24 protein-coding genes are annotated in these 25639 nt (G+C 64.1%); 12 read left to right on the top strand and 12 right to left on the bottom strand.

What is annotated here, in order from left to right; genetic code table 11:
* The first annotated feature begins 14 nt into the window (after positions 1–14).
* Positions 15–593, top strand: coding sequence for an Hpt domain-containing protein (locus tag AB7290_RS16220; protein WP_085405351.1), 579 nt, complete (start codon positions 15–17; stop codon positions 591–593).
* 175 nt (positions 594–768) lie between these two features.
* On the opposite strand, the gene AB7290_RS16215 is transcribed toward AB7290_RS16220, so the two are convergent.
* From AB7290_RS16215 to folE, 4 genes are all read right to left on the bottom strand, one after another.
* A complete protein-coding gene (locus tag AB7290_RS16215) occupies positions 769–1944 on the bottom strand; it encodes a DUF2336 domain-containing protein (protein WP_085405350.1) in 1176 nt (391 codons plus the stop codon).
* A 180-nt stretch (positions 1945–2124) separates the two neighbouring features.
* Positions 2125–3144, bottom strand: a complete 1020-nt coding sequence (locus tag AB7290_RS16210) for a lytic transglycosylase domain-containing protein (protein WP_231142209.1) — start codon at positions 3142–3144, stop codon at positions 2125–2127.
* A 140-nt stretch (positions 3145–3284) separates the two neighbouring features.
* Positions 3285–3707 carry a phosphoribosyl-AMP cyclohydrolase gene (gene hisI / locus AB7290_RS16205; RefSeq protein ID WP_085405348.1) on the bottom strand — a complete coding sequence of 141 codons (423 nt, stop codon included), beginning with the start codon at positions 3705–3707 and terminating at the stop codon, positions 3285–3287.
* A 45-nt stretch (positions 3708–3752) separates the two neighbouring features.
* On the bottom strand, positions 3753–4445 hold the full coding sequence (gene folE, locus AB7290_RS16200; protein WP_063982517.1) for a GTP cyclohydrolase I FolE: 693 nt from the start codon (positions 4443–4445) through the stop codon (positions 3753–3755).
* 240 nt (positions 4446–4685) lie between these two features.
* On the opposite strand from folE, the gene AB7290_RS16195 reads away from it, so the two are divergent.
* Complete coding sequence (locus AB7290_RS16195) at positions 4686–5141, top strand: iron-sulfur cluster assembly scaffold protein (protein ID WP_085405347.1); 456 nt, start codon at positions 4686–4688, stop codon at positions 5139–5141.
* A 112-nt stretch (positions 5142–5253) separates the two neighbouring features.
* On the opposite strand, the gene AB7290_RS16190 is transcribed toward AB7290_RS16195, so the two are convergent.
* Complete coding sequence (locus AB7290_RS16190) at positions 5254–6150, bottom strand: hypothetical protein (protein WP_085405346.1); 897 nt, start codon at positions 6148–6150, stop codon at positions 5254–5256.
* Between the two features lie 248 nt (positions 6151–6398).
* On the opposite strand from AB7290_RS16190, the gene yidD reads away from it, so the two are divergent.
* Together yidD and AB7290_RS16180 are read left to right on the top strand one after the other, a co-directional pair.
* Positions 6399–6737 (top strand): membrane protein insertion efficiency factor YidD, encoded by a 339-nt coding sequence (gene yidD / locus AB7290_RS16185; protein WP_085405345.1) that lies wholly within the window; start codon positions 6399–6401, stop codon positions 6735–6737.
* A 101-nt stretch (positions 6738–6838) separates the two neighbouring features.
* Positions 6839–7048 carry a hypothetical protein gene (locus tag AB7290_RS16180; protein ID WP_085405563.1) on the top strand — a complete coding sequence of 70 codons (210 nt, stop codon included), beginning with the start codon at positions 6839–6841 and terminating at the stop codon, positions 7046–7048.
* 128 nt (positions 7049–7176) lie between these two features.
* Here AB7290_RS16180 and AB7290_RS16175 read toward each other — a convergent pair whose 3' ends face one another.
* Both AB7290_RS16175 and AB7290_RS16170 read right to left on the bottom strand, forming a co-directional pair.
* The gene (locus tag AB7290_RS16175; protein WP_085405344.1) at positions 7177–8373 is read right to left on the bottom strand and encodes a hypothetical protein; all 1197 of its coding nucleotides are present in this window, start codon (positions 8371–8373) and stop codon (positions 7177–7179) included.
* 14 nt (positions 8374–8387) lie between these two features.
* Positions 8388–9755: an APC family permease gene (locus tag AB7290_RS16170; RefSeq protein WP_085405343.1), complete on the bottom strand. Its 1368-nt coding sequence runs from the start codon at positions 9753–9755 to the stop codon at positions 8388–8390.
* Between the two features lie 329 nt (positions 9756–10084).
* On the opposite strand from AB7290_RS16170, the gene AB7290_RS16165 reads away from it, so the two are divergent.
* Both AB7290_RS16165 and AB7290_RS16160 read left to right on the top strand, forming a co-directional pair.
* A complete protein-coding gene (locus tag AB7290_RS16165; protein WP_071912671.1) occupies positions 10085–11410 on the top strand; it encodes an alpha/beta hydrolase in 1326 nt (441 codons plus the stop codon).
* A 168-nt stretch (positions 11411–11578) separates the two neighbouring features.
* Positions 11579–11905: a GrlR family regulatory protein gene (locus AB7290_RS16160; RefSeq protein WP_063982511.1), complete on the top strand. Its 327-nt coding sequence runs from the start codon at positions 11579–11581 to the stop codon at positions 11903–11905.
* 60 nt (positions 11906–11965) lie between these two features.
* On the opposite strand, the gene AB7290_RS16155 is transcribed toward AB7290_RS16160, so the two are convergent.
* Together AB7290_RS16155 and AB7290_RS16150 are read right to left on the bottom strand one after the other, a co-directional pair.
* Positions 11966–12343, bottom strand: coding sequence for a hypothetical protein (locus AB7290_RS16155; protein WP_028150242.1), 378 nt, complete (start codon positions 12341–12343; stop codon positions 11966–11968).
* Between the two features lie 91 nt (positions 12344–12434).
* Entirely contained in the window at positions 12435–13610 is a 1176-nt protein-coding gene (locus tag AB7290_RS16150; protein ID WP_085405342.1) for an MFS transporter, read from the bottom strand.
* Between the two features lie 185 nt (positions 13611–13795).
* On the opposite strand from AB7290_RS16150, the gene thrS reads away from it, so the two are divergent.
* The 3 genes from thrS (at position 13796) to AB7290_RS16135 (ending at position 17818) form a co-directional block, all read left to right on the top strand.
* Entirely contained in the window at positions 13796–15838 is a 2043-nt protein-coding gene (gene thrS, locus AB7290_RS16145; RefSeq protein WP_085405341.1) for a threonine--tRNA ligase, read from the top strand.
* 93 nt (positions 15839–15931) lie between these two features.
* Positions 15932–16495, top strand: a complete 564-nt coding sequence (locus AB7290_RS16140) for a nitroreductase family protein (protein ID WP_028154760.1) — start codon at positions 15932–15934, stop codon at positions 16493–16495.
* A gap of 63 nt (positions 16496–16558) precedes the next feature.
* On the top strand, positions 16559–17818 hold the full coding sequence (locus AB7290_RS16135; RefSeq protein WP_085405340.1) for a serine hydrolase domain-containing protein: 1260 nt from the start codon (positions 16559–16561) through the stop codon (positions 17816–17818).
* On the opposite strand, the gene AB7290_RS16130 is transcribed toward AB7290_RS16135, so the two are convergent.
* Positions 17804–20266 carry a putative bifunctional diguanylate cyclase/phosphodiesterase gene (locus AB7290_RS16130; protein WP_085405339.1) on the bottom strand — a complete coding sequence of 821 codons (2463 nt, stop codon included), beginning with the start codon at positions 20264–20266 and terminating at the stop codon, positions 17804–17806. The two genes, AB7290_RS16135 and AB7290_RS16130, sit on opposite strands and share 15 nt — an antisense overlap.
* 1078 nt (positions 20267–21344) lie before the next feature.
* Complete coding sequence (locus tag AB7290_RS16125; protein WP_085405338.1) at positions 21345–22961, bottom strand: alpha/beta hydrolase; 1617 nt, start codon at positions 22959–22961, stop codon at positions 21345–21347.
* 152 nt (positions 22962–23113) lie between these two features.
* On the opposite strand from AB7290_RS16125, the gene AB7290_RS16120 reads away from it, so the two are divergent.
* The 3 genes from AB7290_RS16120 to AB7290_RS16110 all read left to right on the top strand — a co-directional run bounded on the left by AB7290_RS16120 (position 23114) and on the right by AB7290_RS16110 (position 24633).
* Entirely contained in the window at positions 23114–23377 is a 264-nt protein-coding gene (locus AB7290_RS16120; protein WP_085405337.1) for a DUF1127 domain-containing protein, read from the top strand.
* 110 nt (positions 23378–23487) lie between these two features.
* Positions 23488–24210, top strand: a complete 723-nt coding sequence (mddA, locus tag AB7290_RS16115; protein WP_094184572.1) for a methanethiol S-methyltransferase — start codon at positions 23488–23490, stop codon at positions 24208–24210.
* A 21-nt stretch (positions 24211–24231) separates the two neighbouring features.
* On the top strand, positions 24232–24633 hold the full coding sequence (locus AB7290_RS16110; RefSeq protein WP_038944930.1) for a nuclear transport factor 2 family protein: 402 nt from the start codon (positions 24232–24234) through the stop codon (positions 24631–24633).
* A gap of 69 nt (positions 24634–24702) precedes the next feature.
* On the opposite strand, the gene AB7290_RS16105 is transcribed toward AB7290_RS16110, so the two are convergent.
* The gene (locus AB7290_RS16105; RefSeq protein ID WP_085405336.1) at positions 24703–25551 is read right to left on the bottom strand and encodes a LysR family transcriptional regulator; all 849 of its coding nucleotides are present in this window, start codon (positions 25549–25551) and stop codon (positions 24703–24705) included.
* Between the last annotated feature and the right edge of the window lie 88 nt (positions 25552–25639).

The raw sequence follows: 25639 nt of genomic DNA, 5'->3' as shown, positions 1-25639 counted from the left end.
TCGGGGCAGACATCATGGCGAAGAACGGCGCAAAGGACATCGAGGTCACGGCCTTCGCCACGCACCAAGTGATCACGCAGCCCAATCCGCTGCGCAAGGTTCTGCGCCGTGTCGAAGAAAAGGACCTGGACGATCCGGTCGCCCGCGCCGAGCAGGCGCTGGCGGGCCTCGCCGGTGAGTTCAAGGACTGGATGGCGACCGAGGTCAATCGTCTGTCGGCCGCTTATGTCGCTATACGCCATGAGGGCTTCACCAAGGAGCGGCGCGACGAGCTGTTCCGCGCCGCGCACGACATCAAGGGCGACGCTGCGACGTTCGGCTATCCGGCGGCGGCGGGAGTTGCGGAGAGCCTGTGCCGCGTCATCGAGCACGCACCCGATCTCGACAAGGTGCCGGCCGAGCTGTTCACGCACCACATCAACGCCATCCTCGCCATCGTGCATGAAAACACCAAGCTCGACAGCATCAGCGTCTCGGCCGAGCTCAGCCGCCGCCTGCGCAAGGTCGCCGACGACTATCTCGCCCACGCCAACCGCGACCGCCCCGAGCATCTCGAGGTGATTTTGGCACCGAGCATCGCGCCGGCGGAGTAGCGCCCCGGCGCTCTCCTCGCGTCATTGCGAGCGCAAGTGTCGTAGGGTGGGCAAAGCGACTCGTCCGCCGTAGCTCGAAGAGCGAAGGCGGAAGCGTGCCCACCAACCAATATAAGCTGTGCGGATAAATGGTGGGCATGGCGCTACGCGCCTTTGCCCACCCTACGGCATCTCGCTACGCCGCGATCAGATCGTCATACACGGGATCGAGCGCGTCATCCGCGACGAGCTCGTCGCAGAACAACCTTGCCTCTTCGCGCGCGGATTCCGTGGCGAAGCGGCGGAGCAGGACCATCAGCGGTTCGGTGGCGCCGCGGTCGGTCTCGCAATGGGTGAGCACGCGCTCGACCATGCGCCGGCGCAGCCGCGCCGCGCCGTCATCGGTATCGACAAAACCTTGCTCGTGGCAGGCATCGAGTGCGACCTGGAACGCCGCGAATGTCGCCTCGGGCAACCCGGCGCGGCGGAGCAGCGCGTGCAGGCTGTTGCCGCCACGGTCGTGCAGCAGCGCGCAGACGCGTGCCAGCGGCAGGTCGGCAAGTTCAGCGAGCGCGGCATCGAATAAATCGAGATTGCTCGACAGCAGCGCACGCAGGATCAGGCCCGCGGTGAGCTGGCCGGTGACGCGCAGATGATGCACCAGGCCCTGCATGTCCTCGCCGCGCGAGCGCGCCGCGATGTTCATGGTCGAGCGGTCGCGCGCCTCGGTCGCGATGCGCTCGGCACGGTCGGCGCTCAGCCAGTTCCGCGCCACGACGAACTGCGCAAGGGTCTCGGAAAGTTTTGCCACCAGAGCGGCGCGCGTCGCGGCCGGCAAATCCTCAAGCACCAGCATCGCCTCGCGGATCGCGGCGAGATGGCCGTGGCGCTCGACGATGCGATTCCAGGAGAACGGCGCGAGCTCGGCGTGGGGATTTTCGATCAGCTCGAGGGCTGCCGCCGCGCAGCCGACTTCGGCGATGGCGGCGCAGACCGACACCGGCAACGCGATGCGGCGGGCGACCGCGCATTGCACCTCGTCATTGCCGGTTGCGACGATGTCGACGAGATCGGCGTCGATCAGGAGCGGAGAATGTTCGAGCACCGGCAGCGCGACGGTCGGCTGGTCCGCCGACAGCGCCCGCACGATCGACGCCGGCGCATCGGTGCTGCGCGCAAAAGCCTCGGCCATCGCCTGCCGCACCAGCGGCGAGGGATCGTCGAGCAGCATCAGGAGCGCGCCTTCGGCCGCGATACGGTCGTCATGGGAAAGGTCTGAGATCAGCCAGGCCCGGGCCAATGCCCGCGTCGCCTCGGCCCGCTCGCCGGCGGGCGCCGTCCTGATCCAATTGATGAACTGCCGAACAATCATGCTGCTTCCGGCTTACACAACAAACGAAAACGGTGACGGCTTGTCACCTGCAACACAAAATAAACCACGACGCTTAACAAAGCGTTCACCATAACTGGCTGGTTTTATTGACGTTTTGTTAAGGGAACAAAGCCGCCTGCCACGCGTCCGGGACACGAGAGCGGGTTATTCGCGCAACGATCAGCTCGAGAACGTACCGCTGCGATCGCTGAAGAGATCGAGTGGTTGCGGCGGACGCACGTCAGGCGTCGCCGATGCGATCGAGGCTAGCGAGGCGTTGCTGCCCCACAATTTCTGCACCGTGGTCGAAACCGGCTGCGTGGTATCGCCGGGCTGATAGATCGAGCGGAATGCGGGTGTGATCGGCGTGTTGTCCGCAGCCGTTGACGACGACGTCGCACTCACCGGCGTAACGCCGCGCGCCTCCGGAAAGGTCTGCAGATAGGCGGCGTTGTCGATGACAGGCGCGCTGGGCTGCACGCCATTGGCACTTGCGACCTGCGTCGTGGATGGCGTGTCGCCATACATCGCCATCGCACTGCGCGTCGTCTTCGAATTCGCCGCGCTGGCGTAGCGCGCGTCGAGCACCGAATAGACCTCGGAGACGCTGCGGGCGCGGCCGTCCCTGGCGTAGAAGATCGATCGGTTGGCGGAGGCCGCATTGGGAAACAGCCGCGCGCCGACCGCTTGCGGATTGTCCTCGGCATTGGCGATCAGCTTTGCGGCGCCGCCGACACCCATGAAATGCGCCATGTAGAGTTCGCTGTCAGACGGCCTGCGGCCAAGCAATCCGGTGAGCTTGAAACTGTTCGACTGCGTCAGCGCTGCGGCCATGGTGGAGGCGGCTTCCGGATCGTCGCGCAGCTTCATGATCGACCGCTTCATGGCGGGATCATCGACCGCGTAACTGCCCGACGACGTCCTGGTGATGGCGTCGGAATAATTGCCATAGCCGAGCTGGGTGCCCGCCTCCTTCACCGTACCCAGCCAGGTCTGGTCGATGAACTGGTAGAGCCCGTGCGCGGACGACGTGGTGGCTTCCGCCGTCGGATCGAAATCCGATTCCATCTTGGCGGTGGTCAGCATGTACTGGAAGCTGACGCCCGTCCGGTTGGAGACCTGCTTGATCGCGCCGGCGACGCGTGCCCGCGACGGATCGAGACCCGTCGTCTGAGAGGCACTGGAATTGTCGACCGACATGATGGAGTGCCCGCCCCGTGCGGCGTTGAGCGACGCCGGCAATTCGGCGCCTGTCGTCTCACCGTGGGACAGGTATGGTTAATGCGGGGTTAATCTGGCCGCTCGCCGTCATTGCGGCCCGAACTCGGGGTGACGGCCGGCTATTTCTTGTAGACGGCGTCCGGATCGAACAACCTGTCCGCATCGATGAAGACCAGCTTGGCGCCGCCGCCCTCGGCGTCGACCTTGCGGTAAAAGCAGGACCGGCGGCCGGTGTGGCAGGCCGCGCCGATCTGCTCGACACGGATCCAGACCGCGTCCTGGTCGCAATCGGTGCGGATCTCGATCACGCGCTGGGTCTGACCCGACGTCTCACCTTTTCGCCACAAGGCATTGCGCGATCGGCTGAAGTACCAGGCCTCGCCGGTCGCAATCGTCTTGCGCAGCGCCTCGTCGTTCATGTACGCGACCATGAGCACGTCACCGGTGGCGACGTCGGTCGCCACGCAGGTCACGAGGCCGCCGGCGTCGAACTTCGGCAGGAAAGCGAGGCCTTCCTCGATCTCATGGGAGTGAGCGGACACGGGCGTCCTCGCTAGAGCATGACGCGAACATAGACCTTCGCGAGGTCAGCGCGTCGTGCCTCGCACCAGGGACAGGAAACGAGCTTGCTCCGCCGGATTGTCGCGGAACATGCCTGTGAAGCGGCTGGTGAAGGTCGAGGCACCATGCTTGGCAACGCCGCGCACCGACATGCAGGTATGCTCGGCCTCGATCAGCACGGCAACGCCGCGGGGCTTGAGGATCTCGTCGATAGCCGCCGCGATCTGCGCCGTCATGTGCTCCTGGGTCTGGAGCCTGCGGGCAAAGATGTCGGTCAGGCGCGCAAGCTTCGACAGGCCGACGACGCGTTCCACCGGCGTATAGGCGATGTGCGCCTTGCCGTAGAACGGCATCATGTGATGCTCGCACTGCGAGGTGAACTCGATGTCGCGCACCAGCACGAAGTCGTCATAGCCGGCCGTCTCGCCGAAGGTGCGGTCGAGCACCTCGGCCGGGCACTGGTGGTAGCCCTGATAGAGCTCGTCGAAGGCCTCGACCACACGGCGCGGCGTGTCGAGCAAGCCTTCGCGCGCGGTGTTCTCGCCGATATAGGCGAGCAGCGTCTTCACCGCCGCTTCCGCCTCTGCGCGCGCGGGGCGCGGCTGGTCGGCGCGGACGGCGGCCGCGAGGAATTCGGCAGGGTCGAGCTCAGCCGGGCGGCTCTCGGGCTGGCGGTCGGAGGGCTTGCCCGGGCGGATGGATTTGATCGTAGCGTCCATGTCTACTCCGTTCGACGGCCTAACGGCCGGAGTGTCACCGGCAGACGGGGCGGCAAGCCGCCGGACGCCTGAAGAGAACAGTTTTGACGAAAAAGGCCCTTGGGTCATCACGCTGGCAGCGCAGGTCTGGACCGCTGTGCCGCACCGCTGGACTGTTTTTCCGCCAGTTCCGCCCCTATATAGGACCGTGGACGGCGCCCGCCAAGGCCGATCCGGTGCGGAAGTGTTGGACTCCATCACATGCTGAACGACATCTATAACAAGCGGATCATCGAACTGGCCGGGAATATTCCACGCCTCGGACGGCTGCCGGACCCCGACGCCACCGCCACCGCCCACTCCAAATTGTGCGGCTCGACCGTGAAGATCGACCTCAAGATGGAGGGCGACAAGGTCACCGACTTCGCCCATGACGTGAAGGCCTGTGCCCTCGGACAAGCCTCTTCATCCATCATGGCAAGTCGCGTCGTCGGCTCGACCGCGAGCGAACTCCGCGAGTTACGCGAAACCGTTCGCAAGATGCTCAAGGAGAACGGCGCGCCTCCCGAAGGCAAATGGGAAGAGATCAAGTTCCTCGAGCCGGTCCGCGACTACAAGGCGCGACACGCCTCGACCCTCCTGACCTTCGATGCCGTGGTCGATGCCATCGGCCAGATCGAGGCGAAAGCCAAACAGCTGGCCGCGGCGCAGGGCTGATTTGGTCGAGGTCATTCCGACGCCTGCGCCGGCGCGAACCCGGTCGCGCTACGATATCTGAATTCCGGCTTCGTCGCTTTGCGAACGCCCCGGAATGACGATCAGGGAAATCCTACTTTTGCGAGCCTGCGCTTTGCGCTGCACCGGTCGGCACCAAGGCTTCCGCCGTCTTGGTCGATTTGACGGGCTGCGGTTCCGCTTCCGCGCCGAACCTCGCCTGCGTCTTCGGTGCAAGTTCCGCCACCGCGGGCGCCGCGACGTCCACATGCGGCAGCACGTCGGCCACCAGATTGGTGGTGACGAGATTGGTGAGCTTCAGCTCGCCAGCATCCAGCTCGTGCAGATCTTCCCACGGCGGCACGCTGAGCGCGAGCGAGAGCAGGTCGCCGGCGCCGCCCATATCGAACGTGTATTTGGCGAGCCGGCCGATGTCGCGCTCCACGATCATCAGGTCCTGCGCGCTGTAGCTCGCCGCCTTGGCATCGTCGGCACGATCGCCCATCCAGATCTGGTGGACCCGGACATGAGCGGCTTCCGGCACGTAGCGCTTCTTGCCGGCCAGCAGCAGGAACACGCACATGGATTCGCAATAGGCTTCGGGCGCAACCGCCGGACGGGCCGACTGCCCGCTGCGGTTCTGAACGCTGATGCCGACGGTGGTCGAAAGTCCAAGATTGCGGAAGCGCCGGCCGAGCGTGATCGCGTCGTTGACGGAACCGCCGCTGGAGTCGAGCACCACGGTCGCGCCGCCAAGCTGGCGTCCGCGCGAAAACTCCTCGAAATCCCTCGGCGTATCAGCGGTGATGATGCCGACCGCGCTGACCCAGCCGCGGCAGTTCGGGTCGCAGGCGACCCAGTTGAACTTCATCGGCAGCTTGCGCTCTTCGAGGGCGGCGCCGGCATGAGCCGTTGTGCCGGTCGTGGCGACAGCTCCGAAGAGCGCGGCGCCAAGCGCGGCTGCCCCAAGCAACAACCAGCCGCGACGGTCGAGGGAGTTCAGAAGTCTCAATCTGGTTCCTTCCCCAAGCCCCAAAGGTTCCCCAACAGTCCTCGGTAGCGCCCTCTGAGTCCATCATACGGGCGTATGTTTCTACACACGGTCGTCATAAAAATGGTATCCGGGGGAATACAGATCGTCCACAGGTACTTGCTGCACTGCTCCCAAAAAGCACGGGAAATATGGCGCAGAAACAACAACTTGCGGTTCCCTGCGCCGGAACCGCGCAATACCTCGCTCACGATCGCAGCACAGCGCCCATGAAGCATTCAACCTGCGAGCACTGTTCCACTCCCATCGAGGGCGCGCTCCGGCTCCCGCGCCGATTCGGCCGCGCACTGATCTGGCTCTACCGCCACACGCTCTCGCCGCTGGTCGGCTACAATTGCCGGCACCTGCCGACCTGCTCGGTCTATGGCGACGAGGCGATCGAACGGTTCGGGCTGTGGGCCGGCGGCTGGATGACGCTCGCGCGACTGCTTCGCTGCAATCCTTTCGGCACATCGGGAATCGACAACGTGCCCCTCACCGCACCGCAAGGCGCGCACTGGTATCTACCCTGGCGCTACGGCCGCTGGCGCGGCGTCAACGCGTCCTGAATATCACCAGGAACGCCGCGGCGCTTCGCGCATCGCTGCCTTGAATGGAACCGGAACTTCCCCCTCGCGTTGTTGTGATGCTCCTACGGGAGGAAACAAGAATGCGCTGGAAAATCAGCCCTCATTTTCACTTCAGGCTTGGTCCACATCCTGGTTCCAGAGGGCATCACGACCCCAGAACCCTCGACATGATTGCCATCATTGCGCTGCTGGCGCTCGTCGTCGGCTCCGGCTGGTATCTGGCAACGAGCCTTGCCACGGCGCCGAGCACCACGGCCTTCATCGTGCCGAGCCAGAGCGTGCACTGGTAGGCTGGACGTTAGAGATCGAGCACCATCCGATCTGCACCGGGTTTGGCGACATATCATCAGATGGCGTTCGCGTTCGTACGGCTGGTTGTCATCGCCCGGAGCGCGTGACGCCCGCCTCAACAGGCAAGCTAACGAAACCAGAAAAAGCGCCCGGGCGGGATCGACTCGGGCGGACGCAGCCGCTTCGGACGCGGCGGCTTTGGCGACGGCTCGGCGGACGAGGTGGTCTCCGCAGCCGGCGCCGTCTCGCTTCCCGGCACCCTCACCGACAGCAGCAAGTTCGATTCATGCGTCCGCCAGCGATAGCCGACGCCGAAATCGATCGGCTGGGCGCGCGTGAACAGGTCGGCGTAGCGCTCCTGGTAGCGGCCGGGGAATTCGTCGATCGGTCCGAGATAGCGGCCGAACGGGAAGAACCGCCACTGTTGCGCATTGTAGTTCGCAAGCGGAATGCCGGAATCGTCCTGGATGATGGTCGCGCTGTTGGCCAGCAGCCAGTTGCGAGCGACGGAGAAGTCGCCCTTGTGCAGGAGATAGGACGCGCTCTTGAGCAGGCTGTTGCCGGGCCCGAGCGTCTCGCAGAATTTCAGAAATCCCGTGTTGCGCGCGCTGGCATTGGAGAGATCGGTCGAGAAATAGTACAGCGTGCGCGCCTCGCCGTCGCTTCCGGCAAAGGTGATGCGGACACCGCGCGTCGCGTTCCGTCCCGGATTGTCGCCTCCCGTATGCACCCCGCCCTTGTCGTCGAGCGCGATCATCTCGACATTGCGGATGGTCTTGCCGGAGCGCGCGAGGAAGACATAGAGGATCGGCAAGGTGCCGTTGACCTGGTTGGCGTGCAGGTCGACCTTCATGTGCTTGGTGATGAAGAAGGAGAAGCTCAGGATCGAGCCGAGCGAACGCTCGACATTGTAGAGCGCGGCACCGACCGAGCCGCGCGGCAGCCGCGTCAGGTCAGGCACCGCGCCGACCGGCTCCAGCGCGCCGAGCACGTAGGTGCTGGCCTTGGCGTAGAACGCATCTGCGTAGAGGAAGTCAGGGCCGCTGAACAAGTAGAACATGGTCGGCCGGGGCGCGGCCAGATTGACGTCGGCCCAATTGCGGATCTTCGAGAGCTGCCGCTGCTCGAGCTGGGCGAAGGCGCCGTCGAAGAATTTTGCGTGGCGCTGCCAGCCCGGGTCTTTGGTGAGCGGCACCAGCGGCGAGTCCGGCGAAGGCTGCATGCCCGCGAGAAAGCGCGCGGTATCATCGAAGGTGACGTCGGCGGCACGTGCAGACGAGACGGCCGCGGCCAGCAGGGCAAGAGCGACGGCCGCAATTCTCATGGGTCGAAACATGTCTATTCGCGGTGTGATGACGTACCAGCGGCGACCGGCCGCCTGCGGAAAACAGCATAGATCAACAGGCCCGAGAGCATGAGCAGCATCCCCGCCAGCGACTGCACCGGCCGCTCGGTCAACAGGTAGTACATCATGAACGCGGTCACGAGGAGGAAAACGAGCGGCGTGAACGGGTATCCCCAGGCGCGATAGGGCCGCGGCAGGTCGGGATCGGTGATGCGCAGCTTGACGACGCCGGCGACCGTGAAGAACGAACAGAACAACAGCGCGAACTGGATGAAGTCGAGCACCGCCTCGAAGCTGCGCGTGAACAACAGCAGATTGGCGACGGCAAGCTGAAACAGGATGGCATAGGCCGGCGCGCCGCTCACCGATCGCTTCGAGAACACGCGCAGGGCCGGAATGTCCTCGCCCATCGTCATCATCACGCGCGGGCCGATCCACATCATCGCGCTGATCGAGGAGATCAGGCCGACGCAGATCATCGCACCGACGATCCGGCCGCCGAGGCTGCCGAAGATCGCGCTGCCCGCGACGCTGGCAACATCGAGCTGGCCGGCCAGCGCGCTGACCGGCGTCGAGTAGAGAAACACCGCATTCAGCGCGACGTACAGGACGAGCACGATCAGCGTGCCCGCGAGCAGCGCGCGCGGCAGATCGCGTTGCGGCATGTTCATCTCGCCGATGATGTAGGTCGCGGCATTCCACCCGGAGAACGAGTACATCACGAAGACGAGCCCGATCGCGAAGGGCGCGCTGACGATATGCGCGAGATCACCCGGCTGCGGCGTGAAGGCAATCGGCTGCGGCGTGCCGATGACGAAGCCGGCGAGCAGGAAGGCGACGATCAGCACGACCTTGAGGATGGTCGAGATCAGCTGGAAGGTCGATGAGTGCCTGACGCCGGTCAATTGCACGATCGAGACCAGCCACACCACGCCGATGGCAAGCGGGATCGGCGGCAGATCGGGGACGACCGATTTCGCGTATTCGCCGAACGCCATCGCCGCGAGCGCGACGGGCGCTGCGAAGCCAACCGTCGCCGAGACCCAGCCGGCGAGAAAGCCGAAGGCGGGATGATAGGCGCGGCCGAGGAAATTGTACTCACCGCTCGAGCGCGGAAACATGGCGCCGAGCTCGCTGTAGGAGAACACCCCGCACAGCGCGACGATGCCGCCGATGGTCCATAGCAACAGGATCGAGAAGCCGGACGGGATGTCCTTGACCTGGAAGCCGAGGCTGGTGAAGACGCCGACCCCGATCATGTCGGCAACGACGATGGCGGTTGCGACCAGAACGGAGACCCCCGGCCCGCTCCCCGTCAGCCGGCCAGTCCAGGGCGCGGGTCCCGCATCTGATGCCGTCATCGGGGTCCTCAACCTCAGGCGTCACGTGTCGTGGAGAGCATCGTGCAGTCTGGTCCAGTCAATTCAAGCAGGGTTAACAAGGGTTAAATGAGGCGCATGAAATCGGTATTGCGGCACCTTTTGTGCACGATCCTGGGCAACAAAGCCCCGTAAACACCTGAGAATCCCGTTTCGCACCCCCACAATCAGGACACGATTGCATGGTCCCCTTGAGCATTCCGGATTTGGGGAAGTTTCTCCGGACACTTAACGTCGCCTAAACGCCAGTCGGCTCAATTAGCTTGAATATTGCCGCTGGGCTTGTGGACATGACTTGGGGTCATGGGTGGATGGTCGGGGCCGCTCCGAAATTGAGAGCTGACATTCGTGCTGATCGGACGCTGTCCGGCGCGCGCAGTGGTGCGCGCCGGATCGCGCTGGTCTCAGCCTTGGTGCCGCTGTCGCTCACGCTGGTTCAATGCGGCAGGGCCCCCAACCCGGCGGCGCTCGCGGCGAACTCGCAGGCCAACGTCCAAATCGTAGCGAAGACCAATCCTCAGGTCGCAAGCAGCGACACGTTCGAGGATCGCTTCCCCGCTCCGCAATTCAAGGAGCGCTTCCCGTCGGCGAGCGAGAGTCTTCTGCAACGGCAGATGTCGGACTTCTCGCCCAAACGCGCCGTCCAGCAGCAGCCTCAGCCGGAGCAGGCGCCGTACAAGGTCGCCTCACTCGCACCGCAAATCCCCTACCAGCGTCCGGCACGTGAAGACCTGACGACACTCGTCAGCATGAAATCGTCGGCCTTCCCCTATTTTGGCAACAACCCCGCCTCCGACGCGCCATTCCTCAACATCTCCAAGGGCGATCGCCGCGGCCACCGCAGCTATTCCGGGCGCGTCTACTGGCAGGACGAGACTTACAGCGACAGCCGCGTGCTGATGCACGTGCCCGAGCATTTCGACGTACGCAAGCCGGGCGTGATCGTGGTGTTCTTCCACGGCAACGGCGCAACGCTGGAGCGCGACGTGCGCGACCGCCAACTCGTACCGCAGCAGGTCACCGATTCCGGCGCCAACGCCATCCTGCTGGCGCCGCAGATGGCGGTCGATGCCGCCGATTCCAGCGCCGGCAAGTTCTGGCAGGCGGGCGGCCTCAAGCGCTTCATGGAAGAGTCGGCGGCCCATCTGGCCCGGCTCACCGGCGATCCCAACAACGCCCGCGCCTTCGCCAACATGCCGATCGTGATCGTCGGCTACAGCGGTGGCTTCCTGCCGACGGCCTGGAGCCTCGAGGTCGGCGGCATCAGCGACCGCGTCCGCGGCGTCGTCCTGCTCGATGCCGTCTACGGCGAAATGGACAAGTTCGCCTCCTGGATCGAGAGCCATCGGTCCGGCTTCTTCGTCAGCTCCTACACCCGCTACACCGCGCGGCGCGACCGCGAGCTGATGAGCATGCTGCGGCAAAAGGGCATCAGCGTCTCCGAGGACATGGACGGGCCGCTCCGTCCCGGCAGCGTGGTGTTCGTCGAAACCGGCGACGGCATCACGCATCGTGATTATGTGACGCGCGCCTGGACCCGGGACCCGCTCAAGGACGTGCTGGTGAAGATGTCGGCGACGCCGTCGTTGGCGCTGACGCGCGTTGCGTCCACCAATCCGGCCGCATCGAGCCGCTAGCCGATATTGCGCGCGTCGGCATTTGGCCGCGCTGCCCGCAATTGTCGCTGGCTTTGATCAAAATGTGATGTTGATGGCCGACATCCCCGGGAGCCACCGGATTGCTTCCGCTGGCAACGCTCATAATTTGCCGGCCAAGTTTTAGCTTGAATTCTGCGGGGACAGACGGTGCGTCAGGGACTGTATAAGGTCGACTTCCACACGGTTCATGGAACCGGCTGCGGCGTCGTCTATGTGACGGATGGCAAGATGCGCGGCGGCAATTCCGCCTTCGCTTTCATCGGGACCTACGTCGGGGAGGGCGACAGCATCAAGGTCAAGATTTCGACCCAGCGCTACAACGACGATCCGTCCTTCAAGCCGCTGTTCGGGCACGACAGGATCACGCTGACGCTGGCCGGCCGTGAGGACGGCGACACGGCGGAATTCGAAGGCACCGCGCTGCAGGTGCCGGGCGTTGCGTTCAGGGCCGTGCTCAGCCGGATCAGCGACTAGCCGTCCGGCTTCCAGACCTCGGCTCTTGATCTTCAGGTATTGATGGTCAGGTCTTGATGTTCAGGTCTTGGGCAGCTTCGGAATGCTCTCGGCGAAGCCGTTGAAGCAGGCCAGCCGCTCGTCCTCTTCCTTGAAGAAGCGGCAATCGGCGTAACCCTTGGCCTTCGCCGGTTTCGGCTTCGGCTGCGGCGCGATCACGGCGTCGTAGCAGTTGAGGCGGTCCTTGGTGCCGTCATCGAGGTCGAGGCAGGCCTGGAGCCGTGCCGCGATCGACTGCGGCTTGCCCTTCGGCGCTGCGGCCGGCTTGGCCGCGGCCTCTTTGGTCCCTTTGGGCGTGACCTGCACCAGCGGCTTGTCCCCCACCATGGGTGGCTTGTCGGTTTGTGCAAACGCGGAGGCTGAATAGAGCACCGCGGCAACCGCCAGAATCATCCTCATGTCAGTCAACTCTCTTTGGTCCCCATGCCTCGCCTTCTAGCGCTCCCGCGCGTGGTTTGCCAAGCACCTTGCGCATAGGAAAACGCACCCTTCAGGCCGTGGTGGCAGCAGCCGGCCGGGGTCGGGTCAGAACCACGAGGATCAGCGCCAGGACGACGAAGCCGACCGCGACGAAACCAAGCGGATGCAGCAGTTCGCGGGCGAACAGCAGCCCGCCGATGGCGGAGCCGACAGCCTGGCCGACATAGAGGACGGAGGTGTTGAGCGCGACGGTCGCCGATGCGAGCGGCGGCGCAGCCGCGACCAGCCGCACTTGCTGCATCGAATTGGTTGAGGCAAAGCCGAGGCCCCAGATCGCGACCGCGAACGCCATGAACACCAGGCTCCCCGCACCGAGCGCCCAGCCGGTGATGCCCGCAAGCAGCAGGCAGGTGAACAGCAACGACGTCCGATAGGGCCCCCAGGTGTCGACGATGCGGGTCGCGATGACGACGCCGAGGAAGCCGCAAACACCGTAGATGCCGAACACCATGCCGATTGCATCCGGGCTCGCCTCGGTCAGCTTCTTGAGCAGCGGACCCATGAAGGTGAACACCACGAACTGCCCGGACATTTGCAGCATCGTGATCGCAAGCAGCAGCAGGATCGTCCGGCTGCGGCCGACCGCGCTCCAGGTCTTCAGGTCCACCGGCGTGCCCTTCAATCCCGCCGGCAGGCGCAGCAGCAATAGCAGGAAGCTGATGCAGCCGAGCGCGCCGATCCCGCCATAGGCCGCGCGCCAGCCATAGCGGCTGGCGATGAAAGTGATCAGCGGAAGACCGACGGCCGCAGCTAACGACCAGCCGAGAAAGATGTAGGCGATGGTGCTGCCGCGCCGCTTCACCGGCACGATCAGCGCCGCCGTGCCCGCAGCCTGCGGCGTGTAGAGCGCGCCGACCGCCAGCACCAGCAGGCGAATGATGAGCAGGCTCGTGTAGTCAGGGGCAAATGCCGAGGCGAGATTGCCAAGGGCGAGCACCGCAAGCGTGGTCGCAAGCAGCGTCCGCCGCTCGATGCGGCTGGTCAGCCACGCCGTCAGCGGCGAGCCGATGCACAGCGTAATCGCGCCGAAGGTGATCAGGAGCCCCGCAGCATGGATGGTGATGCCGAGCCCGGTTGACAATTCCGGCAGCATGCCCGCCGGCGCCAGCACCGAGCAGCCGGTGACGAGATTGCCGAACATCAGGGCGGTTGGCGTGAAACGGCCGGCCACGGGCGGATTTTCCATGCAAGTGCATGTAGAGCAGGCCTGCGACCAGTTAAAGGGCGCGGTGCGAAATAGTTGGAGCATCGCCCAAGCTTTTGCGCGCGACTTTCTTGGAAATGCCGGATTGCACAGGCCGAATCGCCTGATATATCGCTCGTTCCCGCTTACCTGCGCTCGTTCGCAGGAGTGAGCCTCAGGAGAAAAGCATGACCGACCAGCCCAAATCCGAATCCGGCTTTCAATACAGCCTCAGCAATCTGAGACCCGTGACCCCGCCCGAAAAGATCACCCTCACCTTCCCCGACGGCGCCCGGCGCGAATACGCCAAGAGCATCACCGGCCTCGAGATCGCCAAGGGCATTTCGCCGTCGCTGGCCAAGCGCACGGTCGCGATGGCGCTCGACGGCGAGGTCGCCGACCTCGACGATCCCATCGAAGCCGATGCCAAGATCGAGCTGATCAACCGCGACGATCCGCGCGCGCTCGAGTTGATCCGCCACGACTGCGCCCACGTGCTCGCCGAAGCCGTGCAGACGCTGTGGCCCGGCACGCAAGTCACCATCGGTCCCGTGATCGAGAACGGCTTCTACTACGACTTCTTCCGCAACGAGCCGTTCACGCCGGAAGATTTTGCCGCAATCGAGAAGAAGATGCGCGAGATCATCGCGCGCGACAAACCTTTCACCAAGGAAGTCTGGGACCGCGAGAAGACCAAGCAGGTGTTCCGCGACAAGGGCGAGGCGTTCAAGGTCGAGCTGGTCGACGCCATTCCCGGCAACGAGCCGATCAAGATCTACTACCAGGGCGACTGGTTCGATCTCTGCCGCGGCCCGCACATGACTTCGACCGGCAAGGTCGGCAACGCCTTCAAATTGATGAAGGTGGCCGGCGCCTATTGGCGCGGCGACAGCAACAACCCGATGCTGACGCGCATCTACGGCACGGCCTTCGCCAAGCAGGAGGACCTCGACGCTTATCTGAAGCAGATCGAGGAAGCCGAGAAGCGCGACCATCGCAAGCTCGGGCGCGAGCTCGACCTCTTCCACTTCCAGGAGGAAGGTCCGGGCGTCGTGTTCTGGCACGCCAAGGGCTGGACCATCTTCCAGCAGCTGATCGCCTATATGCGCCGGCGCCTCGCCGGCGACTACAGCGAGGTCAATGCGCCGCAGATCCTCGACAAGTCCTTGTGGGAGACCTCGGGCCATTGGGGCTGGTATCGCGAGAACATGTTCGCGGCGCAGTCCGCCGGCGACGAGGCCGAGGACAAGCGCTGGTTCGCGCTGAAGCCGATGAACTGCCCCGGCCACGTGCAGATCTTCAAGCACGGCCTGAAGAGCTACCGCGACCTGCCGCTGCGCCTCGCCGAGTTCGGCGTGGTGCATCGCTATGAGCCCTCCGGCGCCATGCATGGCCTGATGCGCGTGCGCGGCTTCACCCAGGACGACGCGCACGTCTTCTGCATGGAAGATCAGCTCGCCGACGAGTGCCTCAAGATCAACGATCTCATTCTGTCGACCTATGCCGATTTCGGTTTCACCGGCGATCTCACGGTGAAGCTCTCGACCCGGCCCGAGAAGCGCGTCGGCACCGATGCGATGTGGGATCACGCCGAGCGCGTGATGGCGACGGTGCTGCGCGAGATCCAGTCGCAGAACAATCACATCAAGACCGAGATCAATCCGGGCGAAGGCGCCTTCTACGGGCCGAAGTTCGAATATGTGCTGCGCGACGCCATCGGCCGCGACTGGCAGTGCGGCACCACGCAGGTCGACTTCAACCTGCCGGAGCGGTTCGGTGCGTTCTACATCGACCATGACAGCGGCAAGAAGGCGCCGGTGATGGTGCACCGCGCGATCTGCGGCTCGATGGAGCGCTTCATCGGCATCCTGATCGAGCACTATGCCGGCAATTTCCCGCTCTGGCTGTCCCCGGTGCAGGTGGTGGTCACCACCATCACCTCGGAGGCCGACGAGTATGCCAAGCAGGTGCTGGAACAGGTCCGGCGCGCGGGGCTTCGGGCCGAGATCGACCTGCGCAACGAGAAGATCAACTACAAGGTCCGCGAGCACTCGCTGGCCAAGATTCCGGCGCTGCTCGTGTGCGGGAAGAAGGAGGCCGAGACGCAGTCGGTCTCCGTCCGCCGGCTCGGCAGCGACGGCCAGAAGGTGATGACGACGGTGGAGGCGCTCGCCGCCCTCGTCGACGAGGCCACCCCACCGGACGTCCGGCGGGCGCGCGAGGCGGCCTGAGTCCTGAAATCGATCTAAATTCGCTTCCGGTTGCGGGCGTGCATGCTTATCTCGGCATGGCACGCCCGACGACCAGCCGAAGAGGACATCGCAGTGCCCGACGCCATCGAACTCCTGAAAACCCGTCGCTCGGTCAAGCCGCGCGAGATGACCGGGCCCGGCCCCTCCCCCGCCGAGCTCGAAACCATCCTCACCATCGGTGCGCGCGTGCCCGACCATGGCAAGCTCGCGCCCTGGCGCTTCATCATTTTCGAGGGTGACGCCCGCGAGCGGGCCGGCGAGGTCATCGCGACGGTCTTTGCCCGCAAGAATCCGGACGCACCGGCGGCGAACATCGAGACCGAGCGCAAACGCCTCACCGACGCGCCGCTGGTGATCGGTATCGTCAGCTTCACCAAGCCGCATCCGAAGGTGCCGGCGTTCGAGCAGGAATTGTCGGCCGGCGCCAGTGTCATGAACATTGTCACGGCCGCGACCGCGCTCGGCTACGGCGCCTGCTGGCTGACCGGCTGGTTCGCCTTCGATCGCGACGTGCTGGACGGCCTCGGCCTCAAGCCCGACGAAAAGCTCGCCGGCCTCGTCCATATCGGCACGCCGACCAAGCCCAGCGAAGACCGTCCGCGGCCGTTCCTTTCGGAAATCGTGACGCGTTTTTAATCGATGCCTTGTTGACGCCTCCGACGTCTTGCGGCTTTGATCCCGGCGAGGGAGGAAGCCCGGATGAAGCGTCGTGAATTTCTGGTCGGGGCCGCGCTGCTGGCCGGCACGATGGGGCGCAGCCGCTCCGCCGACATCCCTGCCCCGTCGGCCGACGGACTTGAGCGCATCACCGCGTATTTTGACAACGAGGTGACGCTTGGCCGCCTGCCGGGCGCGGTGGTCCTGGTCCAGCAGCACGGCAAGCCGGTGTATCTGAAGAACTTCGGCGTGCGCGACACCAGGACCGGCCTTGCGATGACGCCGGACACGATCTTCGCCATCCACTCCATGACCAAGCCGATCACGTGCCTGGGCGCGATGATGCTGATCGACGAGGGCAAGCTCGCGCTCGCCGACCCCGTGTCGAAATACGTCCCGCTCTTCGCCGACACCAAGGTGGGCTTGGAGCCGGAGGGCACCTCGAAGGTCGAACTCGAGCCGCCGATCCGTCCTGTCAACATCGAGGATCTGCTGCGGCAAACCTCGGGCATCAGCTACGACTATATCGGCGCTCCATGGGTGATGCAGGTTTACCAGGCCGCCGATATTTTCGAGGGGCCCTTCAACAACAGGCAATTCGCCGACCGCATCGCCAAGCTGCCGCTCACGCGCCAGCCCGGAACGCTGTGGCGCTACGGCCATTCCACCGACGTGCTCGGCGCCGTCATCGAGATCATCTCGGGCCAGACGCTGTATGAATTCCTCAAGCAGCGCATTCTCGATCCGCTCGGAATGAACAGCACCAAATTCGTGCTGAAAACGCCGGAGGAGCGCGCCCGGATGGCGCGGCCGCTGCCGAGCGACCCGGTCCTGCTCGCCGGCGAGCGCGACCGCCTCGACCATCCCGAATGGGAATCCGGCGGCGGCGGGCTGCTCTCGACCATCACCGACTATCAGCGCTTCTCGCAGATGCTGCTCAATGGCGGCGAGTTCGAGGGCAAGCGTTACCTCAGCCCCGCCGTGTTCAAGGCCATGACGACCGATCACGTCGGGCCCGGCTCCGGCGTGGGACGCGACTATTTCTATTTCCCGGGCGACGGCTTTGGCTATGGCTACGGCATCGGTGTGCGCACCGATCCCGGTAACGCGAAGCCGCCGCCGGCCGGATCGATCGGCGAATTGAAATGGGACTCAGGCAGCGGCACCTATTTCGGCGTCGATCCCAAGCTCGACATGGTCTACCTCCTGATGCAGCAGACCCAGAACGAGCGCAGCCGCATCACGCCCGCCTTCAAGGAACTGGTCTACGGCTGCTATCCCGAAGGGCTACGCCGCCCGTGAGGCGCGCTGGCCGAAATCGGCCAGCAGCTTTGCGATCTCGGCGGCGGGCCGCGCCGCGCTGAACAGAAACCCCTGCACCTCGTTGCAGCCTTCGGCGCGCAGCCAGTCGAGCTGATCCTCGGTCTCGACGCCTTCAGCCGTCGTGGTGATGTTGAGGCTGCGGCCGAGGCCGGAGATCGCGCGCACGATCGCGACGCAATCGGGCCGCTGCGCCAGATCCTTCACAAACGAACGGTCGATCTTGATCTTGTCGAACGGGAAGCTACGGAGATAGCTCAGGCTCGAATAGCCGGTGCCGAAATCATCCATGGAGATGCTGACGCCGAGCTCGCGCAATTGATGCAGGATCGCAAGATTGGCATCGGTCTCCGCCAGGAAGATCGACTCGGTGATCTCGAGCTCGAGTCGCTTCGGCGACAGGCCGGACTGCGCAAGCGCGGAAATCACGACCTGAACCAGGTTGCGGCTGCGGAATTGCGCCGGCGACAGATTGACCGCGACCTTGACGTCGACAGGCCATTTCACCGCCTCCGCGCAGGCCTCACGCAGCACCCACTCGCCGAGCTGGGTGATGAGGCCGATGTCTTCGGCGACCGGAATGAATTCCGCCGGCGAGATCATGCCCTTGTCGGGATGACGCCAGCGCAACAGCGATTCGAAGCCGGAGATGCGGTCGGACGCGATCGACACCAGCGGCTGGTAGTGCAGCTCGAATTCGCCATTGGCGAAGGCGCGGCGCAGATCGAGCTCCATGTCGCGGCGCTTCTGCGCCTGGAGGTCCATCTCGCGCTCGAAGAAATGGTGCACGCCGCCGCCATCGGACTTCGCCCGGTACAGCGCCATGTCGGCGTTGCGCATCAGCTCCTCCGACGTCGTGCCGTCGCCGGGCGACAGCGCGATGCCGATGCTGGCGCCGATCACCATCTCCTGGCCGTCGAGGTCGTAGGGCGCCTTCAGCATGTCGATCAGCAAGGTCGCGCAGGCGCTGGCTTCGTTCGGCGAGACATCGGCTGCCAGGATCACGGCGAACTCGTCGCCGCCAAGCCGGGCCGCGAGATTGCCGCCGCGGACCGCGGTGGTGAGGCGTTCGGCAACTTGCTTCAGCAGGCGATCCCCCACCGGATGCCCGAAGGAATCATTGATGTTCTTGAACAGGTCGAGATCGATATAGAGCACGCCGACCCGTTTTCCGCCGGCCTGGTCGAGCGCCTGCTTCAAGCACTGCTGGAAATGTTCGCGGTTCGGCAGATCGGTGAGCCCGTCATGGTGCGCCATGTGGGCGATCCGCGCCTCGGCCTTGCGCCGCTCCGTGATGTCGACCACCGCGACCAGATAGCCGTCGCGGTCGTCGAAGGCGACGCGGCGACCGAAAGTGAGCACCTCGATCTCGCTGCCGTCGGCGCACAAATGGCGCCAGTTGCGCGAGGAATGATAGGTGTCGCCGATGCGTTCGAGCGCCTCGGCGTGGCTGTCCCACTCGTCCTCGGGCCAGATCTCGTGCAGCTTCATCCGTAGGAAGGTGGCGCGGCTGTAGCCGTAGTGCTGGACCGCGGCATCGTTGACGCTGAGGAATTCCTTGGTCTGTGCCTCGAACACCCACATCGGCATCGGGTTGTTGTCGAACAGCAGGCGAAACGAGGCATCGCGCCGCTTCAACGCGGTGACGTCGGAGATCGTCAACGAGACCAGATCGGCGAAGGCGGTGGCACTGAGCCGAAGGTAACGTCCGTCCTCCTCGATCTCGAGCTGCTCGCCGCGGCCGCCGGAGACGACCTTGAGCAGGAAGTCCATGATTTCGGGCGCGGCCAATAGCGTATTCCCCTCGCCGATCCGCCGCCACAAGAGGCCCGCGCTCGCGGCTTTCAGCAGCGCTCCGGCGCTCTTGTTGTGGTGCACGATCTGGAGATCGAACGGCTTGCCTGCGGTATCGCGCAGCGTCGCCAGCGAAACCACGGCGTCATCGGTCGACGAGAAGATCGCGTCCAAGAGATTGTATTGCGCGCCGCGCTCGTTGATGTAGGCGCCAACCAGCGTGGCGCCCCAGCGCGAGGCGGTCGGCAACGCCAGCACATCGTAGGTCCGGACCATGCCGTCGCGCACGCAATGCGCGCTGCCCTGGTGCGGACGTCCGTTCTCGAGCGCGCTCGTCACAGCTTCCGACAGCGCCGTGGCGCAATCGGGCGAGAGCTCGGCGACCGGGATATCCCAGCGCTCCTCGCCGAGCCATTTCTGCACGTAACGCCCGCTGCGCGACAATTCGAGCGCGCCATCGTTCTTCAGCAGCGCGATGTGGTCGGCGAGCCGTCCGAGGCTCCCAAGCATCACGTCCTCATAGCGCGGCAGCCGTTCGCCCGGCTTCAACGCGGCACGCCATTTGCGTTGAAGCACCGGGATGTCGTCAAACATTTCGGCGGCCGGTTTTCCCGGCATCTTCTTCGCGGCAGTCATTGCAGTCCCCAACGCACTTTCCCTGGGGCATCCAATGCAGCCGCGCTTAATGCCGTGTAAAAAGGACGCAGCCGCGGGTTCCATTCGGCGATTATGACAGTTTTAAGTCAGGTGTTGGTTAGTGCGCGTTAGAGACTATGACGGTTGCCTAAAATGCGATGCGTGCGCGAGAGTGAAGTTATGGCGCACAGCTGCTTCATCCTCGTCATTGCGAGCGCAGCGAAGCAATCCAGACTGCCGCCGCGGAAAGATTCTGGATTGCTTCGCTGCGCTCGCAATGACGGAGTGCGCAGGAGCCGCGCCCGCCTCTCTCGAGTCCCGGACGCGACGCAGCGCGTAGCGGTGCGGCGCAGAGCCGGGACCCAGCAGATGACACAACACACTGACGCATGGGCCCCGGCTCTGCAGCGCATCACTTCGTGCTGCGCAGCGTCCGGGGCACGAGAGCGTCGTTGAGTGACTGACATGGGCTCGCATCCTCGCGGCGCATTTCGCCCGAGCTTTGCCTGATCGCCTCACCCTCGAATGAAAGAGGGCGCAGGGAAGACCAGGAGCCCGCTGGCACCCGAGGTCCACTGTGCGGAGTTGTAGTGAGAAGTCTGCACAGCGGCATACAGGTGTAGCCAGGACATCCCGGCCTTCCCTGCGCAGTGGTTGGAACGGCGTATGTCGTGCTCTCCCCGGGGAGCGATGCACTATTGCCCCCGTCGCCTTGAAGATGGCTGATGCGCGCGCCCGGTTGGGCAACACGCACCACCACAAGACTTGGCGCACAGACCCCGGGCGCCAGGACGACACGATTTGGCCGTACGTGAATCACACCGGTCGTGCGTGCGACGTGCTTCGCTCACGGCTGCCCGCCCTGCGATCACCTTCGCACCAGTGTGGCCCACGTCCACCGCCGCCCGGCCCGCGTTCGTGACGATCGCGATACGCCCCTCTTCCTCGGGCCGAAGTGAGGCAACACATACGCCGTTTCCGAATTCTTATAAAGCGAATTATTTTCGTTGAAGGCGATTGACAGCGTTCTGCCCTGAGTTCGGTGTTTTGCCCGTCGGGCAAAACTCGGCAAGCACGATCACCGACAGCGATCGGGCGCGAGAAACCTTCTTACACTGTCCAGAAATACCGACCAGGCCGGCTCGGTCCCCAGCAAGATATGATTGGGACTCTCGAGCGGAACGAATGTTGCGCCTTTAATCCGAGCAGCGAGTTCCTGCCCCTCCGTGAACTTTACGCTCGCGTCGGCACGAGCGTGCAACACCAGGGTCGGCGTTCGTACATCCTGCAGCAGATGCCGCACATCGATTTCGCCGAAGATATTCGTAAGCTTGAAGGCGTTCTGCGGCGACGTCGTAATCCGCTGCAGATCGTTGAACCACTGCGCCTGCTCGGCATTTGCTTCAGGAATGAAGAGGGACGTGAATATCTGGCGAAACACCGGACTTTCTTGCCCCCACCCCTCGAGGACCAGAGTTGTCAATGCCTCCCGGCGGGCCACGTTTGACGGGTCCTGATGGCGCCAACCCTTTGCGTATCCGCCATAAAGAACGAGATGACTGACACGCTCCGGGTGCTTCACGGCGTAGGCTATCGAGATCGCGCAGCCCTGAGAAATGCCAAGTAGGGGAAAACGCTCGAGCCCCGCCGCATCGACGACCGTCTCGAGATCACGCACGAAAGCGTCGAAGGAGATGTCGAAGACATCCCAGTCCGACAAGCCCGTACCGCGTTCGTCGTAGCGCAGGAACGTGTTGTCGCGGCTCAACGCCTCGATCCAGTGCTGCCAGACCGGGCTCGCAAAGTCGAATTCCAGATGATTGAGCCAATTGGCGGCTTTCACCAGCGGCGGCCCGGCGCCGACCGACGCATAGGCGATGCGCACCCCGTCGCGCGCGGTGCAGGTTCGAACGTTCTGCTTGAGCTGCCTCGGCGAAGCCGCCGGCTCAGCGGCGGCCACATCCTCGGGTGGCACCCGATGCTGCGACCGATGTCGCAGGAGTTGCTGGTAGAGCGCCCTCGTCTCCTGATCCGGCTCGACGTTGAGCTCTTTGCGCAGGATCGCCTCGCAGCGCTTGTATTGCCGCAACGCCAACGCGGTCTGCCCCTGCTCGGAGTAGAGCCGCATCAAGGCGCAATCCACCTCTTCCTGCAACGGATCGATCGCCAACAAACGGAGCGCCAACGCGATCGCCTCCTCCCGTGCGCCGATAAGCTGTAATTCCTGCAGCAGCGTATGGAAGGCAGAGGTGGCGACGGCGCGCAACCGGGTCCGCTCGCCCAATAACCACTCGTCGAAAAGATCGGACCGCGCGTTCAGTCCCTCGAGAAAGGGGCCGCGATACAACTCCGCTGCACGTTTCAAATTGGCGATGGACGGATCGGATACCGCATCCTTGAATTCGACGACGTCGGTCGTGACGGCGCCGATATCGAAGCCAAGCAGGTCGTGATCGGCGGACAGCGGCAGCTCGGCGCAATCATGTCGCAGCATGCTGATGCATTGGCGCAAGCTTTGTCGCGCCGCGTCCTCGTGACTGTCGGGCCAGAGCAACGCCGCAAGCCGCTCACGAACATGGACGACCCCAGGGTTCATGGCCAGAAATGCCACGAGGGCCTGCGCCTTCTTGTTGCGCAAGGTGACCGGCCCGCCCCGGTCCATGGAAAACGAACCCAGCAAGGTCAACCGCAGCATTCCCACCCTCTCGGCATCAAATGGCGCAATTCTAGCAGCCTCGACCGCGTTTTTGACGGTTTTTTCACGCCTGCCCTGACGAGCCGCTCACCGCCGTCCTCTAGAAAGGAGACAACGCGCTACCCGGCGCACATTTGAAAAGGCACAAACACGTGACCCTGATTTCCCTATCCACATCAAGCCTCGCGGCGCCCTTCGGGCGCCGAGGCATTCCGCTGCTTCTCGCGAGGTTCCGGCGCCTGCTGAACGGTTGGATCGCCGCCGCCATTGCCCATCACGAGCGCCGGGCGGCGCTCGTCGCCCTGCGCCCGCTGGACGACCGGGCGTTGAAGGATGTGGGTCTCTATCGCGGCCCGTTCGATGACCGCATCGAACGCGCTGCACGGTCTCGATGGAGCCGCTTCCGGCAGGCGTGAGACGACCACATCAGTTCAATTCGATCCTCGCCAAAGACCAGGAGAAGATGATGTCTATCACGATTCAAAACGGGCCAGGTACAGCACCCACTCGCCCCTTCGCGCTGGCGATGAAGTCCGCGGCCCTCGTCTACGGGACCAGTGCCTATTTGATCTTTCTGGGCACGTTCCTCTATGCCATCGGCTTCGTCACGCAATATATCGTGCCCAAGACCATCGACACCGGCGCGCCGACCTCGCTAACCAACGCGCTCGCCATCAATCTGCTGCTGCTATCGACCTTCGCGTTTCAGCATAGCGGCATGGCGCGGCAGGGGTTCAAGCGGCTGTTCGCGCGCTTCGCTTCGCCGGTCATCGAGCGCTCCAGCTACGTGCTGCTGGCAAGCCTGACGCTCTTGCTGCTGTTCTGGCAATGGCAACCGATTCCGACGGTCATCTGGAACATCGAGTCTCCCGCCTTGGCCGGGCTCGTGATTGCGGGCGAGTTCCTGGGCTGGCTGATTGTGCTCTACAGCACATTCCTCATCAGCCATTTCGAACTGTTCGGCTTGACACAGGTTATCAGCCATTTTGCCGGCCGGCTCACCGCGCCCGTCAAGTTCAAGACGCCGGGCCTGTATCGCCTCATCCGCCACCCGATCTATCTGGGGTTCATCATCGCCTTCTGGTCGACACCGGTGATGACGCTCGGACACCTGATGTTCGCATCAGTGACAACGGCCTATATCTTCGTCGGCATCTGGCTCGAGGAGCGCGATCTGGTGGCGCTCTTCGGCGACGAGTACCGAAAGTATCGGGAGCGCGTCGCGATGCTGTTGCCGGGCCTTTTCTGAACAGATTGGAAAGGCACCATCGTGACCGGACAGGATTTGATCGATCGTGCAAAAGCCTTCGTCGCGGCAGTCGCCGCGGCGAAGCCCCGCCAGACCGTCGAGGCCTTTTATGCCGATGATATCGTGCAGGAGGAATTTCCAAACCTTCTCCTGCCGCAGGGCGCAGTGCGCGATTTCATCAACTTGCGAGCGTCTTACGACAGATCCCGTTACATCCTTGCCTCGCAATCGTTCGAAATCGTCAACGCCCTTGCGTCAGGCAATTGCGTGGTGATGGAGACGATCTGGACTGCAACACTGGCGGTCGGCGTCGGCAAGCTTGCTCCCGGCGACACTATGCGCGCCCGTTTTGCGCAGTTCTTCGAATTCCGTGACGGGCTGATCTTCAGGATTCGCAACTACGATTGTTTCGAGCGAATCTAGTCCGTAGGGTGAGTTACGCCTGTCGACTGCGCTTCGCACGGCCGAAAGGCTAATCCACCCTGCAGGTCATCATGCCAACCGTTCAATCACCAGATCGAGCAGCGCGCGCAGGCGCGCCAGGCGCCGGAGATCGCGGTGATAGCCGACATACGTGTCGCGGCCGGGCGGGCTCACGCCGATGTCGAGCGCGACGAGACGGCGGTCGCGGTCGCCGAGGGGGCGTGGCAGCACGGCAAACCCGCCGCCGCCGGCACACAGCTCCGCCTGCGCCTGGCGGTTGTTGCTGCGCGAGGCGATCTCCGCATTCGGCAGCGCGCGCTTCAACCAGATCGCATCTGGCATGTCGGCGAATTCGGCATTCATGGTGACGACACGGGCGCCGCTTCCGTCGCCGGCGCGCGGCGGCTTGCTGCCCTTCCTGCCATACAGCGCGTAGGGAATGTGGAGCAGCTTTCTCGAGATCACCTCGGGCTCACTGAACGGCTTGATGCGGAAGACGAGATCGGCCTCGCGCCGCGGCAGGCTGTAGAGACGCGCATCGGTCAGGAGCTCGACGATCACCTTGGGATGGCGCTTGCCGAAAGCGGCGATCACCGGCGACAGCATCACCGTGCCGAACCAGTCCGACGACGACAGGCGCAGCATGCCGTCGAGCTGCGTCTCCGCACCCGAGGCGTGGCGCTGAAGCGCGAGCGCCTCCTCCTCGATCCGCTCGGCGTGGCGCAGCACGGCGGCGCCCTCGTCGGTCAGCACAAAACCATCGGCGGTGCGCTGGAACAGCGTTTGTCCCAGCGCGGTTTCGAGCGCGCGAAGCCGCCGCCCCATCGTCGGCTGGGTCTGGCCGATCTTGCGCGCGGCAGCCCCGAGCGTGCCTTCGCGCGCAATCGCCAGGAAGATGCGCAGATCGCTCCAGTCCATCGAAATGACCCCATACAGAAATGCACGATCATCGTACATTCTTGTTCCTTCTCATGCAAAATTTCATGAGCATATTGGAGGCCGACAA

The organism is Bradyrhizobium sp. 613_E4_N2_2 (genome assembly GCF_052075995.1).
Lineage (GTDB): Bacteria > Pseudomonadota > Alphaproteobacteria > Rhizobiales > Xanthobacteraceae > Bradyrhizobium > Bradyrhizobium barranii.
This window is presented reverse-complemented; position numbering and strand designations above follow the sequence as displayed.